Origin of the sequence: Acinetobacter baylyi DSM 14961 = CIP 107474 (genome assembly GCF_000368685.1) — a bacterium.
Taxonomy (GTDB): domain Bacteria; phylum Pseudomonadota; class Gammaproteobacteria; order Pseudomonadales; family Moraxellaceae; genus Acinetobacter; species Acinetobacter baylyi.
On record NZ_KB849628.1, the window covers coordinates 534,446 to 554,838 of the forward strand.

The window sequence follows — 20,393 nt, forward strand, 5'->3', positions numbered from 1 at the left end:
TAGTTAATCAGACTATAACAGTAGACAAATTTTAATGCCAATTTGTGTTTTTGTTTAAGTTAATCGTTAAAATAGCGCATTCTCCTGCTATTAATCGATCGTCCTATGTCCGAACAAATGTTCATTCAGGGTCCTGTGGGTCAAATTGAAGTTTTTGTTGATTATCCACAGGGTGAAGCGAAAGGATTTGCTGTCGTTTGCCATCCCCACCCTCTTCAAGGCGGAACTCCTCAACATAAAGTTCCTGCATTACTCGCCCAACTCCTACTCGAACAGGGTTGTATCGTTTATCGTCCGAGCTTTCGTGGTTCAGGTGAAAGTCATGGCGTACATGATGAAGGTCATGGCGAAACCGATGACATTTTGACAGTCATTGATCATGCTCGCAAATTGCATATTACCCTGCCATTTTATGCAGGTGGTTTCAGCTTTGGTGCTCATGTCATGGCGAAAAGCTATGCTGCATTACCAGATGAGTTAAAACCTAAACAAACAATTTTATGTGGTTTACCAACAGCAACCGTTGCAGGTGTTCGTCATTATGTGACACCGCCGCTAAAAGGTGACATTTTGTTTATCCACGGTGAACAAGATGAAGTTACTTTACTCTCCGACATGATTGCATGGGCAAAACCGCAACGCCACTTGATTACGGTTTTACCAGGTGCCAATCACTTCTTTACAGGCTACTTGAAGCAACTACGTATCGCAATTTCTCGCTTTTTGTTTGTTCAGTCAATTTAAATTTGAGATTTTGAAGTGTTTAACGTGCGGAATGAATGATTTCCCACGTTAAGCCAAATCGATTCAAATACTTTTTGACTCGATCACTGTCATTATCGTCTCAATCAACTTACTCCACACTTTCCAAAGCCGTCACCAACAACTTCCAGCATTTCTCTACGGTATCTACTTTGACTCGTTCGCCTGGTGCATGTGCCCCCTGAATATCCGGTCCAAATGAAACCATCTGTAAATTTGGATAATGTTCGGCAATAATCCCACACTCCAAGCCTGCATGGATCACTTTAAGATTCGGCTCAATATTAAAAGCCTTTTGATAGGCTTGCTGTAAGCACTTTAGAGCAGCGGAGTCAGGATTTGGTTTCCAACCTGAAACCAGCGGTGCAAGTTCAGATGTAATACCAAATTTCATAAAGTGCGTTGCAATTTTTTGTGAAAATGCCTGAGCTTCAGTATTTACCATTGATCTCACCATGATCACAGCTTGAGCACCATCTCGATCTAAATGAACCACACCAATATTATTTGAAGTTTCCACTACATCTGGCAAAGCTGAACTCATTTGCGCTACACCATATGGACAAGTTGCCAATGCTTCTAGCCAAGCTGCTTGCTGTTCTGGATGGATAATTTCATTTCCTAAAGCTCGATTGATTTGAACTTCAATTTTAAGCTGATCATCTATGCCTTTAAGTGACTGGTTCCACCGTGCTTCATATTCATCAAGACGCTGCTCAAGCAAATCAATATTGATTTTAGGTAAAATGATTTTAGCATATGCTTCACGAGGTAAAGCATTGCGTGCTGTACCACCATGAAGCTCGACCAGATAACCATCCAGTTCCTGTAAGTGTTGATGCAAAAATCTGGATAAAATAACATTGGCATTGCCACGTCCAAGATGAATATCAACACCTGAATGGCCACCTCTCAAACCTGAAATGCGTATCTCTATTGCTTCAAGATCAAGTTGAGGTGTTGCTACATATTTAAGTTGTTGATGAATTTCCACATCCTGACTGCCCGCACAGCCCAGATAAAGCTCACCCCATTCCTCTGTATCAATGTTAAATAACCAGTGTCCATTGAGTATATTAGACTCAAGTAAGCGTGCCCCACTCATACCCGCTTCTTCATCCACGGTAAGAAGTACTTCAATTGGACCATGTGAAATATCACTAGATTCAAGCACTGCCAGAGCCAAAGCGACCCCAATACCATTATCAGCGCCCAAGGTGGTATCAGGAGCAATTAACCAATCATCTTCTAGAACTGGTCGAATGGGATCTTTGTTAAAATCGTGCTGTGTTCCTGTATTCGCTTGAGTCACCATATCCAGATGCCCCTGCAAAATCACACCTTTAACATTTTCCTTTCCAGAAACTGCAGGCTTACGAATAATCAGATTGCCAATATGATCAATATAGGTTTCTAAACCACGACTTTTCGCCCAATCATTTAGATAATCACGTAACTTATGTTCTTGTTTGGATAGTCTAGGGATACGACAGAGTGTAGAAAAATGCTTCCAAACGATTTGAGGCGAGAGTAGAGAAAAGTCAAATTGTTGCATTCAGATTTACTCGATTTATAGACGAGAACATTCTTAGAATATACACAACATAGTGACAGTATGCAGAACTATTTCTTTTACTTTGTCCATTCAAAATGTGTGAAATGATGATCTGCCTTTAAACTACTCTCTACGGCATGTGCAAGCTGACGTATCAAACTTTGTGCATTGATTTTTTCAAACCAGTCTTGATTTTCATCTGGATGAGCTGAAATCTCACACACTAAATGCCCTTCCTGATCGGGTTGCTGACAAGTTACACACAATGGAAGCGGTTGATTGGCAATACTCACTTCGACTTGTTTGTCTGTGTGATCGATATATTCTGCATCAAAACCATAATCACTTAGCTGCTTAAACAGTAATGCCGCAACATATTCTTGAGCCATACGTGATTGATTACCAGATGCATCATGATTTTTTGGATGATGCGCAATAAATTGTAATTTTCTCATTCCATGTCCCAATTACTTTATCATTATTTGAACACTATGATGTCAGCATAGCCAATAAACAAACAGCAGCCAAGCAAAAGCTGACTGCTGTCTTTAATTTATGTTACTGAGTATATATTCGGTACATTAATGAATCATTGACTGACCGTAATACTTAAACCTGCACGATTTGCCAACTCTGTAAATGTTGGAAAACTAGTAGCGACAGTTTCGGTACCAATAATCTCAATATCACCTGCTGTACGTAATCCAGCGATACTAAAACTCATTGCAATACGATGATCATGATGTGATTGAATCTGTCCGCCATTAAACACAGGAGACCAGTCACCTGATTTGCCTTTACCTTCAATGATAATTCCATCGCTTGTAGGCGTACAATCAATTCCCATGATCTTTAAACCATCTGCCATCACCTGAATACGATCAGATTCTTTCACACGAAGCTCCGCTGCACCTGTTAAAACAGTTTGCCCTTCAGCACATGCTGCCGCAATAAACAACGATGGGAATTCATCAATCGCCAATGGCACTTGATCTTCAGGAATATGAATACCTTTTAGCGTACGCGAACCCTTGATGTGAATATCTGCAATTGGTTCACCGCCTGCAATGCGTTCATTTTCAACAGCAATATCCGCACCCATTTGTTTTAGGATTTCGATTACACCTGTACGTGTCGGGTTGATTCCCACAGCCTCAAGCACAACATCAGCATTTTCTGTAATCGCAGCACCCACCATAAAGAAAGCAGCAGATGAAATATCGGAAGGCACCTGAATATGAGTACCCACTAATTTACCACCACCTTGCAACGTGATCTTGTTGCCTTCTGTTTTTACGTCATAGCCAAATGCTCGTAACATGCGCTCGGTATGATCACGTGTTGGTTCTGGTTCAGTGACAGAAGTTTCGCCTTCCGCCCATAAACCTGCAAGTAAAATACCTGATTTCACCTGAGCAGATGCCATTGGCAAATCATACTGAATACCTTTAAGCATCTGACTACCAGAAATACTGACAGGAGGCGTGCCCTTTTCTCCTGTGGTCTGAATCTGAGCGCCCATTAAACGCAATGGCTTAGCAATACGTTCCATTGGTCGTTTTGACAATGAAGCATCACCTGTCATTACAGAATCAAATTTCTGCGCAGAAAGCATGCCTGAAAGTAGGCGCATGCTGGTACCAGAGTTACCCATATATAAAGCACCAACAGGCGCTTTCAAGCCATTCATACCCACACCATGAATGGTAACTTCACCATTTTTCGGTCCTTCGATGCTGACACCCATATCACGAAATGCCTGTAAAGTGGCAAGCGCATCTTCACCTTCAAGAAAGCCCGTTACATGGGTTGTGCCTTCAGCAATCGCACCAAACATAATTGAACGATGTGACACTGATTTATCACCAGGTATGGTGAATTTACCTTTAAATGCTTTAGGTCCTGGCGAAATCGTAAATTGCTGTGTCACCTTGTTTTTCTCCATTAATGGTTTCTTTGCTAACATGTGATTAAAGTGTTGTCGTGCAGCCTGCGCATGACCAAGCAATCCCATAAGTGCTTGGGAGTCTTCATTTTCTATGAGCTGTCGAATCTGTGAAAGCTGGTGTTCAAAACCATCTACAGCATTGAGTATTGCAGCTTTATTGGCAAAAAAGATATCGTGCCACATTTGTGGATCACTCGCTGCGATCCTTGAAAAATCACGGAATCCACCAGCAGCATACCTAAAAATATCCAGATTATCTTCACGATTTGCAAGCTGTTCGACCAGATTAAATGCCATCAGATGTGGTAAATGACTGGTGTGTGCCAGCACTTCATCATGTCTGGTCACATCCATACAAATCACTTCTGCCTTGGCAGCAGACCAAAGCTGAATAAGCTTTTCAACTGCCCAAGGCGCACTGCTCTTGAGAGGAGTAAGAATTACTTTGTGATTTGCAAATAAATCAATTTTACCTGCATGGACACCCGTATGCTCACTTCCTGCAATCGGATGGCCAGGTACAAAACCTTCAGGTAAATTTTCACCAAACACAGCCTTAGCTGCATCAACCACATTACCTTTGGTGCTCCCAACATCGGTGATGATAGTATGCTGTGCAAGATAGGGTTGAATTTGCGCCAGAACCGCTTGGGTTGCACGCACAGGCAAGGCGAGTATCACCAGATCGGCCCCTTGAACTGCCTCTACAGGATCACGAAAGCCTTCTTCGATCAAACCCAGTGCTTTTGCATCTTCAAGTGTTTTTGCAGAGCGTGTCGATGCCACAACTGAGCCTGCTAATTTTTCGGCCTGAATAACACGCGCCAGACTTGATCCTATTAATCCAAGACCAATAAAGGCAACTTTTTTAAATAAAGGTTGGGCCATACCGTTAAACTTTCATCTCTTTTTAATCAGGTCATTTTTGATGAAGTTGTTCATCAAACGCTAAACAGGTTGTCTTATCTTAAAGACTCGACCACCCCATTGTCATTACAATACCGCAGCAGGATAAGACCCTAAAATACGCAACTCTTTTACAAGTGGACGAATATCATCAATTGCTGCTGCAACATTTTCCTGTTCGATGTGTCCTTCTAGGTCTATAAAGAACACATATGCCCATTTTTCAGGTAAGGCTGGACGAGTTTCGATACTGGTCAAGCTAATCTTGTGTTTTGCAAAAGGAGCTAGAATTTCAAGCAAAGCACCAGCACGATCATGTGCAGAAATCAGTAATGAAGTTTTATCATTACCACTTTGAGGAATTTTCTCACGCCCAATGACTAAAAAGCGTGTGGTGTTTTCTGGATTATCTTCGATATTGCTATGAAAAATTTCAAGATCATACATAGATGCTGCAATATCAGAGGCAATGGCAGCCGAATGCCACTCATTACGAATACGGCGTGCAGCCTCGGCATTAGAACTCAAGGCAACTCGCTCAACACCAGGATAGTGTGTATCTAGCCACTGTCTGCACTGAGCCAAGGCCTGCTGATGCGCATAAATCTGTTTAATACTGTCTTTACGGGTATTGTGAGACACCAGAAATTGATGGTGAATGCGTAATTCAACTTCACCAATCACATTTAACTGAGAAGTTCTAAAACAGTCGAGTGTATGATTGACGACACCTTCAGATGAGTTTTCAACAGGAACCACACCATAGTGTGCACTACCTGCTTCAACTTCACGAAATACTTCATCAATCGTCGGAAGTGGGCGTACCACCGCATCTTTCCCAAAGTGCTTGAGTGCAGCAGACTGAGTAAAGGTTCCTTCAGGCCCTAAAAATGCAATACTTTGAGGTGCTTCAAGTGCCAGACAAGCAGACATGATTTCACGAAACAAACGTGCCATGGTGACATCTGAAAGAGGCCCTTGATTGCGCTCCATGACCTTACGTAAAACCTGTGCTTCTCGCTCTGGCCGATAAAACAATGGATTTTCTTCCGAAGCAAATTTGGCTTTTGCCACAGCTTCTGCCAAAGTTGCACGGCGATTAATAAGTTCCTGAATCTGTTGATCTACGCTATCGATCTGAATCCGGATTTCTTGCAAGTCGAGAGAAGATGAAGGTTTCTGATCATCATGGATCATTGCAATGCAGCCTCTGCAAATTATTTCGCAACAGTATAGCAAGACTTCTTTTGAATTTGTTGTACATCAAGGGACTTAACGCGCAATAAAAGTTTGCTTTTATCATCTCGTTTGGTGTTTTTTTATGATTTAATGGGGTAAATACAAGCAAGAATCAATTTCACTTAAAAGCATGAATGTTCCAATGATCAGTACTCATTTTAAAATATTTCAATCTATTACCACTGCCCTAACTATTGGTTTATGTACGCAATTTAGTTGGGCGGCCCCTACAAAAAATACATCATCTACGCTATCACCACCATTCGAACAAACCTCAAAAGGTGTGAGTCAACAATTCATTCTTTCATCAAAATACACACCGCATCATTACTTAATTAATCTTTATATTCCGAACACGCCTGCTCCTAAAACAGGTTATCCCGTTATTTATATGCTAGATGGTAATGCAGTTTTTGATAGTGCACGCAATGTTGCACAAGCCATTGATAATGGTTCAGGCAAAATGGGATTAGATCCTGTGGTGGTGGTTGCGATTGGTTATGTAGGAGATTCTTTATTCAATGCCCAGCAAAGAGCTTTAGATTACACACCAACGGCTCCAACTGAAAAGGATAAGGCCAATCCCAACTATAAATATGGTGGCGCAGAGCAATTTTTGAAGTTTATTCAGACCGAGCTCAAACCCCAGATCTTTAACCGCACCCGAATCAATATCGAACAACAAACTCTTTTTGGACATTCATTTGGAGGTCTATTCGTTTTACATACTCTATTTAAACAGCCCAATAGTTTTCAGCGTTATGTAGCCGCTAGCCCTTCTCTTTGGTTTGATAACAATTTACTTTCTCGTGAGCAACAAGACTGGCGTAAGCAAAGTAGTACAATAAAAAATCCAACTTATCTATTGACCACTGTAGGTACAGCCGAAGGACGTGATAGTCAACGATCGCCAAATACAGCCAGCGGTCGTGATTTTTTTGCAGGATTTAGTCGAGTAAATACCAATAAGCTTCATTCTTGGCATTTCTATCATCCTGCCGAACAACACATCACCAATTTATATGCCAGTATTCCCAAAGCGATGTTATTGGCTAGCTGTAATTCATTAGCCAATTGCCAAAAATTATTAGATGAATAACTCAAGCGGAATATCATTGAATGATGTGATTACAAAATAGAGGAAGATCAGTAAGCGAAGATTCACTTTTACACTTCCTGACGTTTTCACAACATAATTGATCAATTATTATCCATCAAACAACTTTAGTCTATTATACTGTCGAAAACCGTTGTGACACGGAGCAGAATAATGTCAAAGAAAGTCGCCGTTTTACTGACACATGATTTTTCAGATACAGAATATAATGAATGTGCACATGCTTATCGTGCTGCGGGTCACAGTATTTTGAACATTGAGCATTGTGAAGGAAATATTGTATATGGTATTCAACGTAAAACATCGGTAACTATTGATCTAGGCATTCATAATAGCTGTATTCATGACTTTGATGCTTTATTTATTGCAGGTGGGATATCACCAACCTCTCTTAGTTGTTATGAGCGTTTCATTGCATTTGTACAAAAATTTGCAAATGCGCAAAAACCTATTTTTAGTAGCTGTGACGATCCATCTCTTCTTATTGAAGCGAGTATTGTACGTGGCCGCCGCCTTACAGCAGTTGATCAAGTCAGCTCTAGATTACAACAAGCTGGAGCAGTTTATTTAGATCAAGATGTAGTCAACGACAATAACCTATACATCAGTTCTCACTCGCCCGATGTACTTCCACAGTTCCTGAATGAAACCCTTAAAGTATTGCGTCTATAAACACGCTGGAGCTGATATTGTTATCAGCTTCCAGCACGCTGTATCGGTTTATAATTAGGACTTTCCTAAAATTCCACGCGCTACAATCTCTTTCATAATTTCATTTGTTCCACCATAAATACGCTGGATTCGCGCATCGACAAAGAAACGTGAAATTGGATATTCAGTCATATAGCCATAACCGCCAAATAACTGTAACAAGTTATCTGCAACTTTCATTTGCATATCTGTACTAAAGCTTTTTAGCGCAGCAGCCGTTTCGACATCCAGCTTGCCTTCTTGATACAAACTGACATTACGCTCATAGAATGCAGCTGTAGCCAACTCATCAATTTTTGCTTGTGCCATCACAAAACGGGTATTTTGAAAGCTCGCAATGGCTTGGCCAAAAGCTTGACGCTCCTGGATATACGCCGTGGCAACATCAATAGCACCACGTATTGCACCTAACGCCGTTGCCGCAATTGCGGTTCTTTCTCTTGGCAACTCTTGCATGAGATAAGCAAACCCCTGCCCAGCCTGACCAAGTAACTGATCTTTTGGCACTTTGACATGATCAAAAAATAGTTCTGAGGTATCCTGAGAATGCAACCCGATCTTATCCAGATTGGTACCTTTTTTGAAACCATCCAGATGGGTATCGACCAACATTAATGAAACGCCTTTGGCTCTGGCTTGTGGGTCTGTTTTTACAGCCAATACCACTAAATCAGCATGTTGACCATTTGAAATAAATGTTTTAGAACCATTTAGCACATAATGATCATCTTGCAATATGGCACTCGTTCTCATTGCTTGCAAATCAGAACCTGCACCTGGCTCAGTCATCCCAATCGCCCCGACCACTTCACCCGTGACCATTTTACTTAACCAGTGTTGTTTCTGTTGTTCCGTTCCAATATGAAGAATATACGGTGCTGCAATCTCAGAATGGCAAGAGATTGCTGTAGATAATGCTCCATATCCTGCACGGGCAGATTCTTCAACCAGCATCAAAGAATAATATGTCGGGACACCATAGCCACCATATTCTTCTGGCATATCTACACACAAAAAGCCATTTTCACCCAAGCTGTTCCAGACCGAGCGTGGCATGATACCTTCACGTTCCCATTGCTCATAGTGCGGTGCAATATGCTCTTTCAGGTAACGTTTAAAATTATCGCGAAATAACTCTAGTTCAGCATCGTAAGCTAACATTTAATGAATCCTCTTTATTGTTTTGAATATTTCATATCTGCATGCTAATCAGTTTTATGCACCCTGTCATGTCAACAATGATCAAAACACATGAACGCACGAGTCGGATAAAAAAAGGAGGCCGAAGCCTCCTTTTTTAATATAAATATTCCAATCACATGTTATGCATGTGCAGGACGATCCGCTTCAAGCATTTTGCGATCCACTTCAGCTGGATTATTCAAAGCTTCATCAAGCTTTTCTTTATCCAATGCACCCACCCACTTGGCAACTGCAATTGTTGCTAAAGTATTACCTGTAAGGTTAGTTAATGCACGTGCTTCAGACATGAAACGATCAATACCAAGAATCAATGCCAAACCTGCAACAGGAATATGACCCACTGCTGATAAGGTCGCAGCCATCACGATAAAGCCTGAACCTGTTACACCCGCAGCACCTTTAGAAGAAATCAACAAGACCAATAGCAATGTAATTTGATGCTGAACATCTAACTGAGTATTGGTCGCTTGTGCAATAAAGATTGCTGCCATCGTCAGATAAATCGAAGTACCATCTAGGTTAAATGAATAACCTGTCGGGATAACCAGACCGACGACCGATTTTTCACAGCCTGCAATTTCAAGCTTGCGTAGCATACGTGGCAATACAGACTCAGAAGATGATGTCCCAAGAACAATCAATAACTCTTCACGAATTAAACGAATCATTTTCAGAATACTGAATCCACAGATACGACTGATGGTTCCCAATACAATGAAAATAAACAGTAAACAGGTCACATAGAAACAAATGATTAACTGACCTAATTGTACTAAAGAACCTACACCATATTTACCAATGGTAAATGCCATAGCACCAAATGCGCCAATCGGAGCAAGTTTCATGATCATATTTACAATGTTAAAGAAAACATGAGAAATCTGATCGATAAACTTAAGCACTGGACGGCCTGCATCACCAAGTTTATGTAGAGCAAAACCAAACATAATGGCAAATAACAGAACCTGAAGAATCTCACCATTTGCAAATGCACCCACTACAGTTTCTGGGATGATATGCATTAAGAATTCAATCGTGGATTGTGATTGGCCCGATGCAACATATTTTGCAATACCAGAAGTATCTAGCGATGCAGGATCTACATTCATGCCAACGCCTGGTTTGGCAATATTGATGACCAATAAGCCAATCAGCAATGCAATCGTTGAAACGACCTCAAAATATAATAGAGCAACACCGCCTGTCTTACCCACAGACTTCATGCTTTCCATACCAGCGATTCCGCTCACCACGGTACAGAAAATCACTGGTGCAATAATCATTTTGATCAGACGAATGAACGCATCACCAAGTGGTTTAAGCTGCTCACCCAAACCAGGAATATGCTCTTTGACACCATCGACAACATGTGTGGTACTTGGATAAAAATGCCCGACCAAGATACCTGCGATAATTGCAACAATAACTTGAAAATAGAGCGATTTATAAATTGGTTTTTTAGCCATAACTTTACTTCAATCTGTATTTCTAAATCCTTAGAAATATGCAAATGAAAAATCTATATTCTTGATATAGACAGCCCTTTAGTCCTTTGCAGGAAACAACGATTCCTGATGTTTCACCACAAAAGCAAAGTATTCTCCATCCGATGAAAAAATACTTTCCTCAATGCGAAAACAAAAACGTTTTCAAAAATGCTTACAACTTAAAACTCGATCGTTATCAAATTTAATCTAAGGTAAACAAGGAGATCATTTAAAAAAATTAAAGAATTTTTTAAAACTCGCAAAGTTTACTTCAAATAAAAAAATAATCGGTTACGAAACGATGCTCTTGTTTAATTTTTAACCATTTTTAAGTTAGACATTAGTCTAATAGAAAATTTAAGGATTCATTCATTTAATTTTTATGCCATAGTTAGGATATCCATTTTCTCATGAAATATCTCCAACGACATGAATACCAAGAAAAATCTATATAAAGAACTCGAACATCCTTTTGCACAATATGTCAGAATTCTGGGCAAAGGAAAAACAGGTTCGCGCTCCCTGAACTATGATGAAGCCTATCAGGCATTTAGTATGATTCTGAAAGGTGAAGTTTTAGATGTTCAACTCGGGGCATTTCTCATGTTATTACGTGTAAAAGAGGAATCTGTAGAAGAGCTCAGTGGTTTTGTACAAGCTACACGTGATCATTTGGACTTTACCCCTCTTGACGTCGATCTTGACTGGTCTTCTTATGCTGGTAAACGCAAACATTACCCCTGGTTTCTACTTTCTGCGCTCACCCTTGCTCATCATGGTTATAAAATTGTTATGCATGGAGCTGCCGGACATACCTTAAATCGTGTTTATACCGAACAGGTACTCGAATATCTGGGTTATCCTATTTGTCAGTCTGAACAAGAAGTAAAAGCTCAACTACAGCTGCAACATTTCGCTTATTTACCACTACACGTTATATCCCCAGTTTTGGACGAGTTAATTTCTTTACGTAATGTAATGGGTCTACGCTCACCCATTCATACTTTAGCTCGATTAATTAATCCCTTTAATGCCAAAGCAACCTTGCAAGCTATTTTTCATCCCGCTTACCGCACTTCTCATCAAAGAACTGCTTTTCAACTTGGTTATCAAAATAGTGCCGTCATTAAAGGTGAAGGTGGAGAATTTGAGCGTAATCCTGATGCAAAAACACTAATCTGCGGTATTCGTGACGGAGAAATGTATGAATATGAGCTTCCTAAGCTCACACCAGAACGCTCACCAATAGAGGAAGAACTTGATCTAGCTGTATTCAAATCGGTATGGCTTGGCGAAAGCTCACATGAATATGGAGAGCTGGCTATTATTGAAACGATTGGTATTGCTTTATATACCATGAAAGTAGTCAATGATTATAGCGAGGCCATGGAAAAAGCAAAAACGCTTTGGAATACTCGATTCAACAAAGCGCTATAAATATTATTTGGGGATCTAACCGTGATGCTTTGTTATATAAAGCGGATCGGTTTAATTTCTGGCTCGTGTGAATCGCACTCTTCACCTTCTTCTTTAGTACCGCGGTCTATGTATCCTGTGCGCTCTTCTTCTGGCAAGTGTTTATGTTCCCAGATCATGACTGCTTGCATACAAATCTGTCTTTGCTCGGCTGTCAATGCAACACCATTGGGCCATTTTCCAATTTCTACGGCTATTTTTAAGCGTTGAACAACGTCTGGATCTAAAATGGCAAGCATCTGTTCGATATTCATGAGTCATCCTGCTCTTTAATTAAGTCAAAGTCTTGATTCCAACCAAGCTTGGTACGGCATGCCATATAAAAATCATAACCTGGTGGATGCAGTAAGTTTAGCTTAAATGGATGTTTACGGATATGTACACAGTCACCCACATTCAGTGACACACTATGTTGACCATCTGCGCTGACCATTGGCAGTACCCGATTTTCTCGTATGGTCAATTTAATTTCACTTTGTCCCCCCACAACGATGGGCCGTGAAGACAAGGTATGCGGATGCATAGGAACAAGTGCGATAGCATCCATACTCGGATGTAAAATCGGACCACCACCAGACAAAGCATATGCAGTTGAACCAGTTGGTGTTGATACAATTAGCCCATCACTATGCTGGCGATATACATATTGTCCATCAATCTGCAATTCGAAATCAATCATGTGAACGGATTTACCTGAATGCAAAACCACATCATTTAATGCAATCGCATCATAGAGTGTCTCACCCTTTGTTCTCACTTCCATTTCAAGTAAAAAACGTCGATCTAACTGAAAATGTCCCTTCAACACTTGATCTAGTTTAAACAATGCATCAGCAGGCTTAATATCAGTTAGAAACCCCAGGCGACCTCGGTTGATTCCAATGACTGGCGTATGATGCCGAACTAGCGCACGCGCGGCATGAAGTAAAGAACCATCTCCACCCACCACAATCACAAGATCAACCACCTCCCCCAATAAAGACCGACTCGCAGTTTGTACATTGGTATACGGCACGAGTTCTGCTGTTTCTTGATCAAAAATCACATGAAGTCCAAGCCCTCTTAAGTGATCATGGATCAAACAGAGTGTTTCAACGACAGATATTTTATCGGGACGACCAATCAAACCAATATTACGAAAAGATTTGGCGGAGGAAAGATTTGCAGACTGCATCGGATGCCTTAAATATGCCTATCGATTAAATTTAGTTGGGCGATCAATTTTCTAAGAGTGTGGCTGATCATGACACAGGATCAGACCATAATCTTGCCCATTACATATCAACATCGAACATGTAATTGTGTCATTAATATAGCATATTTCTTACAAAATACCGTTTATACCCTTTACATCTTATACTGTTTTATTGTCAGTAACATGTCAGTTTAGTTTTAAGTGTTGATTTGACGTTCACAATTTATTCAAAACTTTATCTCATCACCATTATCGCAATTTTTTTTGAAAAAAAGCTTCAATATTTCAAGGATATTCATTCTAATTTTGGCTTTTTCAGTTTGTTCACAGTTTTATCATTGCAAAGAAAATGTAGCTATCGCATGATTGGCAGAATTGATTAGACTTTTTATGACAGATTTATGAAGTTTGAACGCGGCATAGGTTTTTTTGCGCTGATTTTTGCTATTCTTGTTATTGGCGGTTTTGTTGCTTTTAGTATTTATATTATTCGTTTAGATACAGTGATACGCCATAAATTTGAAGGACAGCGCTGGGATATCCCTGCAAAGGTATTTGCACGTCCATTAGAGATTTATACCAATGCACCGATTACCCAGCAAAATCTGACACAAGAGCTCGGTTTACTTGGCTACAAAAATTCTGAAAACTATACCAAGTCGGGAACATATGTCACCCAAGGCAATAGTATGTATGTACATACGCGTGGCTTTGACTTTGGTGATAGTAGTGAACCTGAACAAGTACTTGAATTGACATTTGCAAATGATCAGGTTGCAGATGTACGTGCCACTAAACCTTCTACCACTGGTATTGCCCGATTAGAACCACTTTTAATTGGCGGAATTTATCCTCAGCACAATGAAGATCGTGTCTTAATCAAACTCAATAAAGTTCCTAAAACGTTAATTGAAGCACTTATTGCAACAGAAGACCGTAATTTTTATCATCATCATGGCTTATCAGTACGTGGTACTGCACGTGCGCTAGTAAGTAACGTGACAGGTGGTAAACGCCAAGGCGGTTCAACACTCACTCAGCAATTGGTTAAAAATTTCTATTTGAGTCCAGAGCGTACTTTAAAGCGTAAGGTCAACGAAGCCTTGATGTCATTGCTACTTGAATTACACTACAATAAAGATGAAATTCTTGAAGCTTATTTAAATGAAGTTAATCTCGGACAAAACGGTAACTATTCAATTAATGGCTACGGTCTGGCTTCACAATTTTATTTTGGATTACCATTACGCGAACTCAATATTGCGCAGCAAGCTTACTTGGTGGGTCTGGTACAAGGGCCATCACTCTATAACCCTTGGCGCAACCCAGAAGGTGCATTAAAACGTCGTAATACTGTTTTGAATAACATGTTGGTTATGGGTTATTTATCTCAGTCACAATACGACGAAGAAGTTGCCCGCCCTTTAGGTGTGGTATCAAAACCAACACTTGGCCCTGCTAAATTCCCTGATTTTCTAGATATTGTCCGCCGTCAGCTACGTGCCGAATATCAAGAAAGCGATTTGACCAACCAGGGTCTACGTATTTTTACAACGCTTGATCCAATTGCACAAACCAATGTTCAAAATGCCTTTAAAGCGTCTGTGAGTCAGTTGGCCAAAGGTAACCCGTCTCGATTACGTAATTTACAAGGTGCTGTCTTGATTGCGCATCCAGAAAATGGCGAGTTGATTGCGGCGGTAGGTTCAACACAAGACTTTACAGGTTTTAACCGTGCAGTAGATGCGAAACGTCAAGTCGGTTCATTATTAAAACCAGTCATTTATCTCAATGCAATTGAATCGGGTCGCTACAATTGGGCAAGCCGTATTCAGGATAGTGCTGTCAGCATTCCTGTTGGAAATGATCAAAGTTGGACGCCAAAGAACTACAGTGGCGGTGAACATGGTGTCGTTCCAATGGTACAAGCGCTCGCCAACTCTTATAACCTATCTGCGGTACGTTTAGGTCAGGAGTTTGGTGTATCTACCTTTAGTAATCAGTTGAAGAAATTTGGTGTCACATCGAATATTCCGTCTTATCCATCTATTTTTCTTGGTGCTGTGAATATGTCACCAATGGAAATGCTTGGTATTTATAGCAACTTTGCGACAGGTGGATTTAAATATCCAACGCGCGCTATTCGTTCAGTGGTAGATGCCAATGGTCGGGTATTAGAACGTTTTGGACTAAATGTTCAACAAACGATCGAGCCATCCTCTGCTTATATCTTAAACTATGGTTTACAACAGGTTATGGCATCAGGTACAGGCCGCTCGGCTTATAATAGTTTGCCAACCTCTTTAAAACTCGCAGGTAAATCTGGTACTACCAATGATACACGTGACTCTTGGTTTGCTGGTTATTCAGGTAACTACGTTGCGGTAGTCTGGTTAGGTTTAGATGATAATAAGATTACAGGTCTGACGGGCTCGTCAGGCGCCCTGCCTGTCTGGACAAATGTGATGCGTCAGTTGCGTCAGCAGCCAGTAAATTTACGCCAGCCAGATGATGTACAGTGGCAATGGATTGATGTTGCAACTGGAAACCTTTCAGCACAAGGCTGCGAAGGTGCAATGTATATTCCAATGTTACGCTACACGGTTCCTCAACAAGCAACTGCTTGCGGACTACCTAACTATCAAACAGCACCTATAGATGGCGATGGAACAGATAGCAATCCAAATACCAATCAGGGCGATACTACTGATCAATATATTCAAGAAAGTGAAAATCAAATGCAGAATGATTTGTCGCAAAATCAAAATAAAGTCATTTCAAGTGGTAGTTATAACTACTAACTAGCGTAATTTGATGAGAGATACTATGTTGAAAAAAAGTCTTTTTATCTTAGGTACTATATCGATGGTGGGCTGTTCAACGCTCACCTCGCTTGAACAACCGAAGAAAAAAACTGACACACCCTCAAAGTCAGTTGAATCAGCAACCAAAACCATTGAAACGCCATCTGGTGTTAAAATTACCCCATATGAGCAGGAACAAATTAAACGCCAACAAATGCGGGTGGTTGTACCTCAGCAAAAAGTAACACAGCAAAAATTTAATGACGGCAAACAGCTTCCTGCTTTTAAAAGTCTGATGCAAAAAACCCAGCAAGCCTATAGCCAAATGCAGTGGGACGATGCAGAGCGATATGCACTTCAAGCCCAACGTTTAGCGCCACAGGCACCTGAAACTTTTTTATTTCTGGCGATGGTTGCCAACCAAAAAGGTCAGTATGCTTCTGGTGAATCACTTGCACGGCGTGGTTTGAGTTTTGCTCAATCTAATCCGATGAAAAAGCAGCTTTGGTTAAATATTCTCAATGCTGCACAAAAGCAAAATAATGCAAAATCCATCCAGCAGGCACAACAAGCACTGAAGTCTCTCTAGACTTCAGCGCGATATTTCAAAAATTTCGAATTCCTGCAACACCGTAAGCCCCATGTTTTACCGCTTGCTCAAGATCATCTGGATGTAAACCACCCAATGCAAAAACGGGAATATGGCTGTGCTGCGCCATTTGAGCCAAACCGTCCCATCCCAAAGTAACTGCTTCAGGATGTGTCGGTGTTGGCTGAACAGGACTAATAAACACTGCATCACAACCCAATTTATGGGCATGATTTATTGCAACCAGATCATGACAAGCTGCAATATAGCGCTTACTTACAACTAAATCTCCTTGCTTCAGCTGCATCAGTTGATGTTGCTTCAAATGAATCGTCTTAATCTGTTCCTGTAAATAATGATCAAGTCGTTGCCATTGATCTTGATTAATAATCAGCACACTAAGCTGCGCTTCTGACATATGCTCAATATTTTGTTGAACACTATCTTGAGAACGCCAATACTGCAAACGATCAGATGAAAAGTTAGGGGGTAATTCGGAGATTTTAATGTAATGGGGCCAGCTTAAACGCTGCAAAATTGCATCATTTGCTTTTGGAAAATTTAGATTTTTGAGCTGGTCTCTGCCAAACCATGACCATGGCTGATGGATTAATGCCAACAATTCATCTGGTACAAAAGCATGAAATAAATGCAATTTTACAATGACATCATCATACTCATGCGTAATCTGATCAAATACATGCCACTCTTTAATACCTACCCCAACCTCTTCATAAATCTCGCGGCGGCAAGCATCAACTGGACTTTCATTATGTTCAACTTTTCCACCTGGAAATTCATGTTTATTACCCTGATGTTGACTGGCCTCACGCCACCCAATCAAGACTTTATTCTTATGTAGCAAGATTCCAATCGAGACATCAATAACAGGTTTTGGCATATACTTTTGCAGCTCCTCAAATTTTCTCAAGTGTAAATAAATTTTATTTTTTATAAAATCACAAAATTTTAATTGACAGGCCTATTCGATAATGATTATCATTTAAATCGTTAAATAAACAACCACGGAGCACAATAAATGAACGCACCTTTCAACCTATTTACTCGTAATAATGAAACGCAATCGTTACCAATGCTACACTCAAACAACTTATTTGCCCTAGGCCGTGAAATCCGGATTATGCATGCTGGCGAAGAATATCGTCTGCGTTTGACTCGCAACAACCGACTTATTTTAACGAAATAAAAGATACTGCTCGCGTTGTAAAACAATAATAATCGTGGTCAAAATAATCTAAACAGTATGGAATTCCATACTGTTTTTTTAATCTGAAACCGATTGATCAACAGGCAGTCTAATTTCCACACATAAACCACCATATTTGCTCTGGTCAAATATTAACTGACCATAATGTAACTCAAGAATTTTTTGGCTAATCGATAAGCCTAGTCCAGTCCCTTTTTGCTTGGTACCCAGCACCCTAAAAAAACGCTGCCCCAATTGTGGAAGTATTTCAGGTTCTACACCCGTTCCAGTATCTTCAATTTTCACAATCAATTGGGCATCTTGATTCAATAAATGAATAAATACCTGCCCATGATCAGGAGTATAACGAATCGCATTTTCCAAGATGTTTCTAATACAACTATATATCAACTCCTGATTTGCATTTACAACACCATTCTGCTGTGAATATAGGGATGTTATGACTATATTTTTTTGAATCGCGAATGGCATTAGATTTGTTTTAACTTCAGAAATCAAATCAAGCATTTCGATTGATTTTTTTGGAAGTTCATTGGCTTTTGATGGATCAAGACGTGCAAGTAAAAGTAAATTTTCCAGAATCTGTGTACTACGTTTTACATCAATTTGAATATTGTCGATATCTGCATTTAATGAATCAATATCTGCAAATTTTCTTTTTATCAATTCTAAACGCATCTGAATTGCTGACAGAGGCGATCTTAGCTCATGAGAAGCATCCGCTGTAAAACGCTGCTCCGCCGACAAAGCTCGCTCAAGTCGAACCAATAATTGGTTGAGTGAAGAAATGACTGGCTGTAATTCTGTAAATATTAAATCTTCATTTGGAATAGGTTGTAAATTATCAACCGTCTTTTCTCCAATCAAATGAGAAAGATGATGCAAAGGTGCAAGCTGCCGTCTCACTGTCCATTTTAATAATCCCCATTGAAGCAACCATAAAAATATCAAACCTGCGGCATACCAAAGAATACTTTGAAAAACTTCTGAAAAGCGGGCTTTAATAGGCTGTATAACCATAACCTTAAGTTCGGATTTATTTTTTTCAGCTTCATAACTTCGCCATAACTCACCCTGATGAAAAAAATAACCATAACCCTTTTCCAAATGCTGTGTATGAGCAATATCGTCATGATGATCTGAATACGTCAATGTTTTGTCTTTCCAATCAAGGCTGTATTGAAGATCAAATTCCTCAGTCAATTCATTTAAATCTGTAGCAGAAGGTATATGGGCATCTGAAGTAAGAAGTAAATCTGAAACTTCATCCATAATCTGATCTTGGATATCCATAGTATGAATTACAGTAATGGCTATCAGTAAAACAAAAGCAATTAGTCCAGCGACCATGCTACTGATCAGTGTCCCTCGTACGAGCCGAGTTTGTAATGAAACTGAGGATGTCATCTATTCACTCGCTCATCCGATAACCCAGGCCACGAATTGTCTTAATATAATTTGTACCTATTTTTTTCCTGAGCTGGTAAATAAAAACCTCAATCGCGTTACTTTCTATTTCATCGCCCCAGGCATATAGCGTACTTTCAAGTTGCTCACGGGTCACTACGCGTTCTGGGTTTTGCATCATTTTATGCAGCACCTTAAATTCTTTTGCAGTGAGTTCAACCAGCTCCCCTGAAAGTTTCACCCATTTATCCTGTGTATTCAGTTCAATATTTTTCCAACATAAAAGACTATCTACTTGTTGTTGCATTGACCGAATATGACTACGAATTCGCGCAGACAATTCTTCCAAACTAAATGGCTTGACCAGATAATCATTTGCCCCAAGATCTAATCCCGTAACTCGATCTGAAATACTGTCACGTGCTGTAATCATAATGACAGGCGTCATGGACTGATGTTTTCTGAGTGTCAGCAATACTTGATCTCCACTCGATTTTGGAAGGCCGCGATCAAGCAAAATACAGTCATAATCATGCTGTTTGATCGCTGCAATCGCATAATCCCCACGATCAACCCAATCCACAACATAGCCATCAAGTTCCAACCAAGACTTGATACTTTCTGCTTGTGAAATGTCATCTTCTGCGATCAAGATTCTCATTCTAATTTTACTCTCTGGCGGTTATATCAATATTCTAAAAAATTCACCGTATATCCTTTTCAGGATATACGGTGATAGGCTACAAGACTGATTCAGTTCAACATA

The 20,393-nt window shown here is 40.1% G+C and carries 18 protein-coding genes; 7 read left to right on the forward strand and 11 right to left on the reverse strand.

What is annotated here, in order from left to right; genetic code table 11:
* Positions 1-105: 105 nt before the first annotated feature.
* Positions 106-744, forward strand: a complete 639-nt coding sequence (locus F952_RS11915) for an alpha/beta hydrolase (protein WP_004927810.1) — start codon at positions 106-108, stop codon at positions 742-744.
* Positions 745-853: 109 nt separating this feature from the next.
* Here the strand turns inward: F952_RS11915 and F952_RS11920 are convergent, their stop codons facing one another.
* From F952_RS11920 to pheA, 4 genes are all read right to left on the reverse strand, one after another.
* Positions 854-2,317 carry an aminoacyl-histidine dipeptidase gene (locus F952_RS11920; RefSeq protein WP_004927813.1) on the reverse strand — a complete coding sequence of 488 codons (1,464 nt, stop codon included), beginning with the start codon at positions 2,315-2,317 and terminating at the stop codon, positions 854-856.
* Positions 2,318-2,394: 77 nt separating this feature from the next.
* Positions 2,395-2,772, reverse strand: coding sequence for a hypothetical protein (locus F952_RS11925; RefSeq protein ID WP_004927815.1), 378 nt, complete (start codon positions 2,770-2,772; stop codon positions 2,395-2,397).
* Between the two features lie 134 nt (positions 2,773-2,906).
* Positions 2,907-5,153, reverse strand: a complete 2,247-nt coding sequence (locus tag F952_RS11930) for a bifunctional prephenate dehydrogenase/3-phosphoshikimate 1-carboxyvinyltransferase (protein ID WP_004927817.1) — start codon at positions 5,151-5,153, stop codon at positions 2,907-2,909.
* 105 nt (positions 5,154-5,258) lie between these two features.
* Positions 5,259-6,368: a prephenate dehydratase gene (gene pheA, locus F952_RS11935; protein ID WP_004927819.1), complete on the reverse strand. Its 1,110-nt coding sequence runs from the start codon at positions 6,366-6,368 to the stop codon at positions 5,259-5,261.
* 172 nt (positions 6,369-6,540) lie between these two features.
* On the opposite strand from pheA, the gene F952_RS11940 reads away from it, so the two are divergent.
* Both F952_RS11940 and F952_RS11945 read left to right on the forward strand, forming a co-directional pair.
* Positions 6,541-7,509, forward strand: coding sequence for an alpha/beta hydrolase (locus tag F952_RS11940; RefSeq protein ID WP_004927824.1), 969 nt, complete (start codon positions 6,541-6,543; stop codon positions 7,507-7,509).
* 171 nt (positions 7,510-7,680) lie between these two features.
* Positions 7,681-8,199 carry a type 1 glutamine amidotransferase domain-containing protein gene (locus F952_RS11945; RefSeq protein ID WP_004927828.1) on the forward strand — a complete coding sequence of 173 codons (519 nt, stop codon included), beginning with the start codon at positions 7,681-7,683 and terminating at the stop codon, positions 8,197-8,199.
* Positions 8,200-8,253: 54 nt separating this feature from the next.
* On the opposite strand, the gene F952_RS11950 is transcribed toward F952_RS11945, so the two are convergent.
* Both F952_RS11950 and F952_RS11955 read right to left on the reverse strand, forming a co-directional pair.
* Positions 8,254-9,399, reverse strand: a complete 1,146-nt coding sequence (locus tag F952_RS11950) for an acyl-CoA dehydrogenase family protein (protein WP_004927829.1) — start codon at positions 9,397-9,399, stop codon at positions 8,254-8,256.
* A 161-nt stretch (positions 9,400-9,560) separates the two neighbouring features.
* Entirely contained in the window at positions 9,561-10,907 is a 1,347-nt protein-coding gene (locus tag F952_RS11955; RefSeq protein ID WP_004927832.1) for a dicarboxylate/amino acid:cation symporter, read from the reverse strand.
* A gap of 450 nt (positions 10,908-11,357) precedes the next feature.
* On the opposite strand from F952_RS11955, the gene F952_RS11960 reads away from it, so the two are divergent.
* On the forward strand, positions 11,358-12,365 hold the full coding sequence (locus F952_RS11960; RefSeq protein WP_004927834.1) for a glycosyl transferase family protein: 1,008 nt from the start codon (positions 11,358-11,360) through the stop codon (positions 12,363-12,365).
* 32 nt (positions 12,366-12,397) lie between these two features.
* Here the strand turns inward: F952_RS11960 and F952_RS11965 are convergent, their stop codons facing one another.
* Both F952_RS11965 and F952_RS11970 read right to left on the reverse strand, forming a co-directional pair.
* Positions 12,398-12,658: a YeaC family protein gene (locus tag F952_RS11965; protein ID WP_004927836.1), complete on the reverse strand. Its 261-nt coding sequence runs from the start codon at positions 12,656-12,658 to the stop codon at positions 12,398-12,400.
* The gene (locus F952_RS11970; protein WP_004927840.1) at positions 12,655-13,578 is read right to left on the reverse strand and encodes an NAD(+) kinase; all 924 of its coding nucleotides are present in this window, start codon (positions 13,576-13,578) and stop codon (positions 12,655-12,657) included. Before F952_RS11970 ends, F952_RS11965 begins: the two co-directional genes overlap by 4 nt.
* A gap of 422 nt (positions 13,579-14,000) precedes the next feature.
* Between F952_RS11970 and mrcB the strand changes: the two genes are divergently transcribed.
* Both mrcB and F952_RS11980 read left to right on the forward strand, forming a co-directional pair.
* Positions 14,001-16,400 carry a penicillin-binding protein 1B gene (gene mrcB / locus F952_RS11975; RefSeq protein ID WP_004927843.1) on the forward strand — a complete coding sequence of 800 codons (2,400 nt, stop codon included), beginning with the start codon at positions 14,001-14,003 and terminating at the stop codon, positions 16,398-16,400.
* A gap of 25 nt (positions 16,401-16,425) precedes the next feature.
* Entirely contained in the window at positions 16,426-16,992 is a 567-nt protein-coding gene (locus tag F952_RS11980) for a tetratricopeptide repeat protein (RefSeq protein ID WP_004927845.1), read from the forward strand.
* A 16-nt stretch (positions 16,993-17,008) separates the two neighbouring features.
* On the opposite strand, the gene F952_RS11985 is transcribed toward F952_RS11980, so the two are convergent.
* Positions 17,009-17,893 carry a thiamine phosphate synthase gene (locus tag F952_RS11985; protein ID WP_004927848.1) on the reverse strand — a complete coding sequence of 295 codons (885 nt, stop codon included), beginning with the start codon at positions 17,891-17,893 and terminating at the stop codon, positions 17,009-17,011.
* A 138-nt stretch (positions 17,894-18,031) separates the two neighbouring features.
* Here F952_RS11985 and hemP point away from each other — a divergent pair, with 138 nt between their 5' ends.
* Complete coding sequence (hemP, locus tag F952_RS16755; protein WP_004927851.1) at positions 18,032-18,199, forward strand: hemin uptake protein HemP; 168 nt, start codon at positions 18,032-18,034, stop codon at positions 18,197-18,199.
* A gap of 78 nt (positions 18,200-18,277) precedes the next feature.
* On the opposite strand, the gene F952_RS11990 is transcribed toward hemP, so the two are convergent.
* Complete coding sequence (locus F952_RS11990) at positions 18,278-19,627, reverse strand: ATP-binding protein (RefSeq protein WP_004927854.1); 1,350 nt, start codon at positions 19,625-19,627, stop codon at positions 18,278-18,280.
* A 4-nt stretch (positions 19,628-19,631) separates the two neighbouring features.
* A complete protein-coding gene (locus F952_RS11995) occupies positions 19,632-20,288 on the reverse strand; it encodes a response regulator transcription factor (RefSeq protein ID WP_004927857.1) in 657 nt (218 codons plus the stop codon).
* Positions 20,289-20,393: the final 105 nt, after the last annotated feature.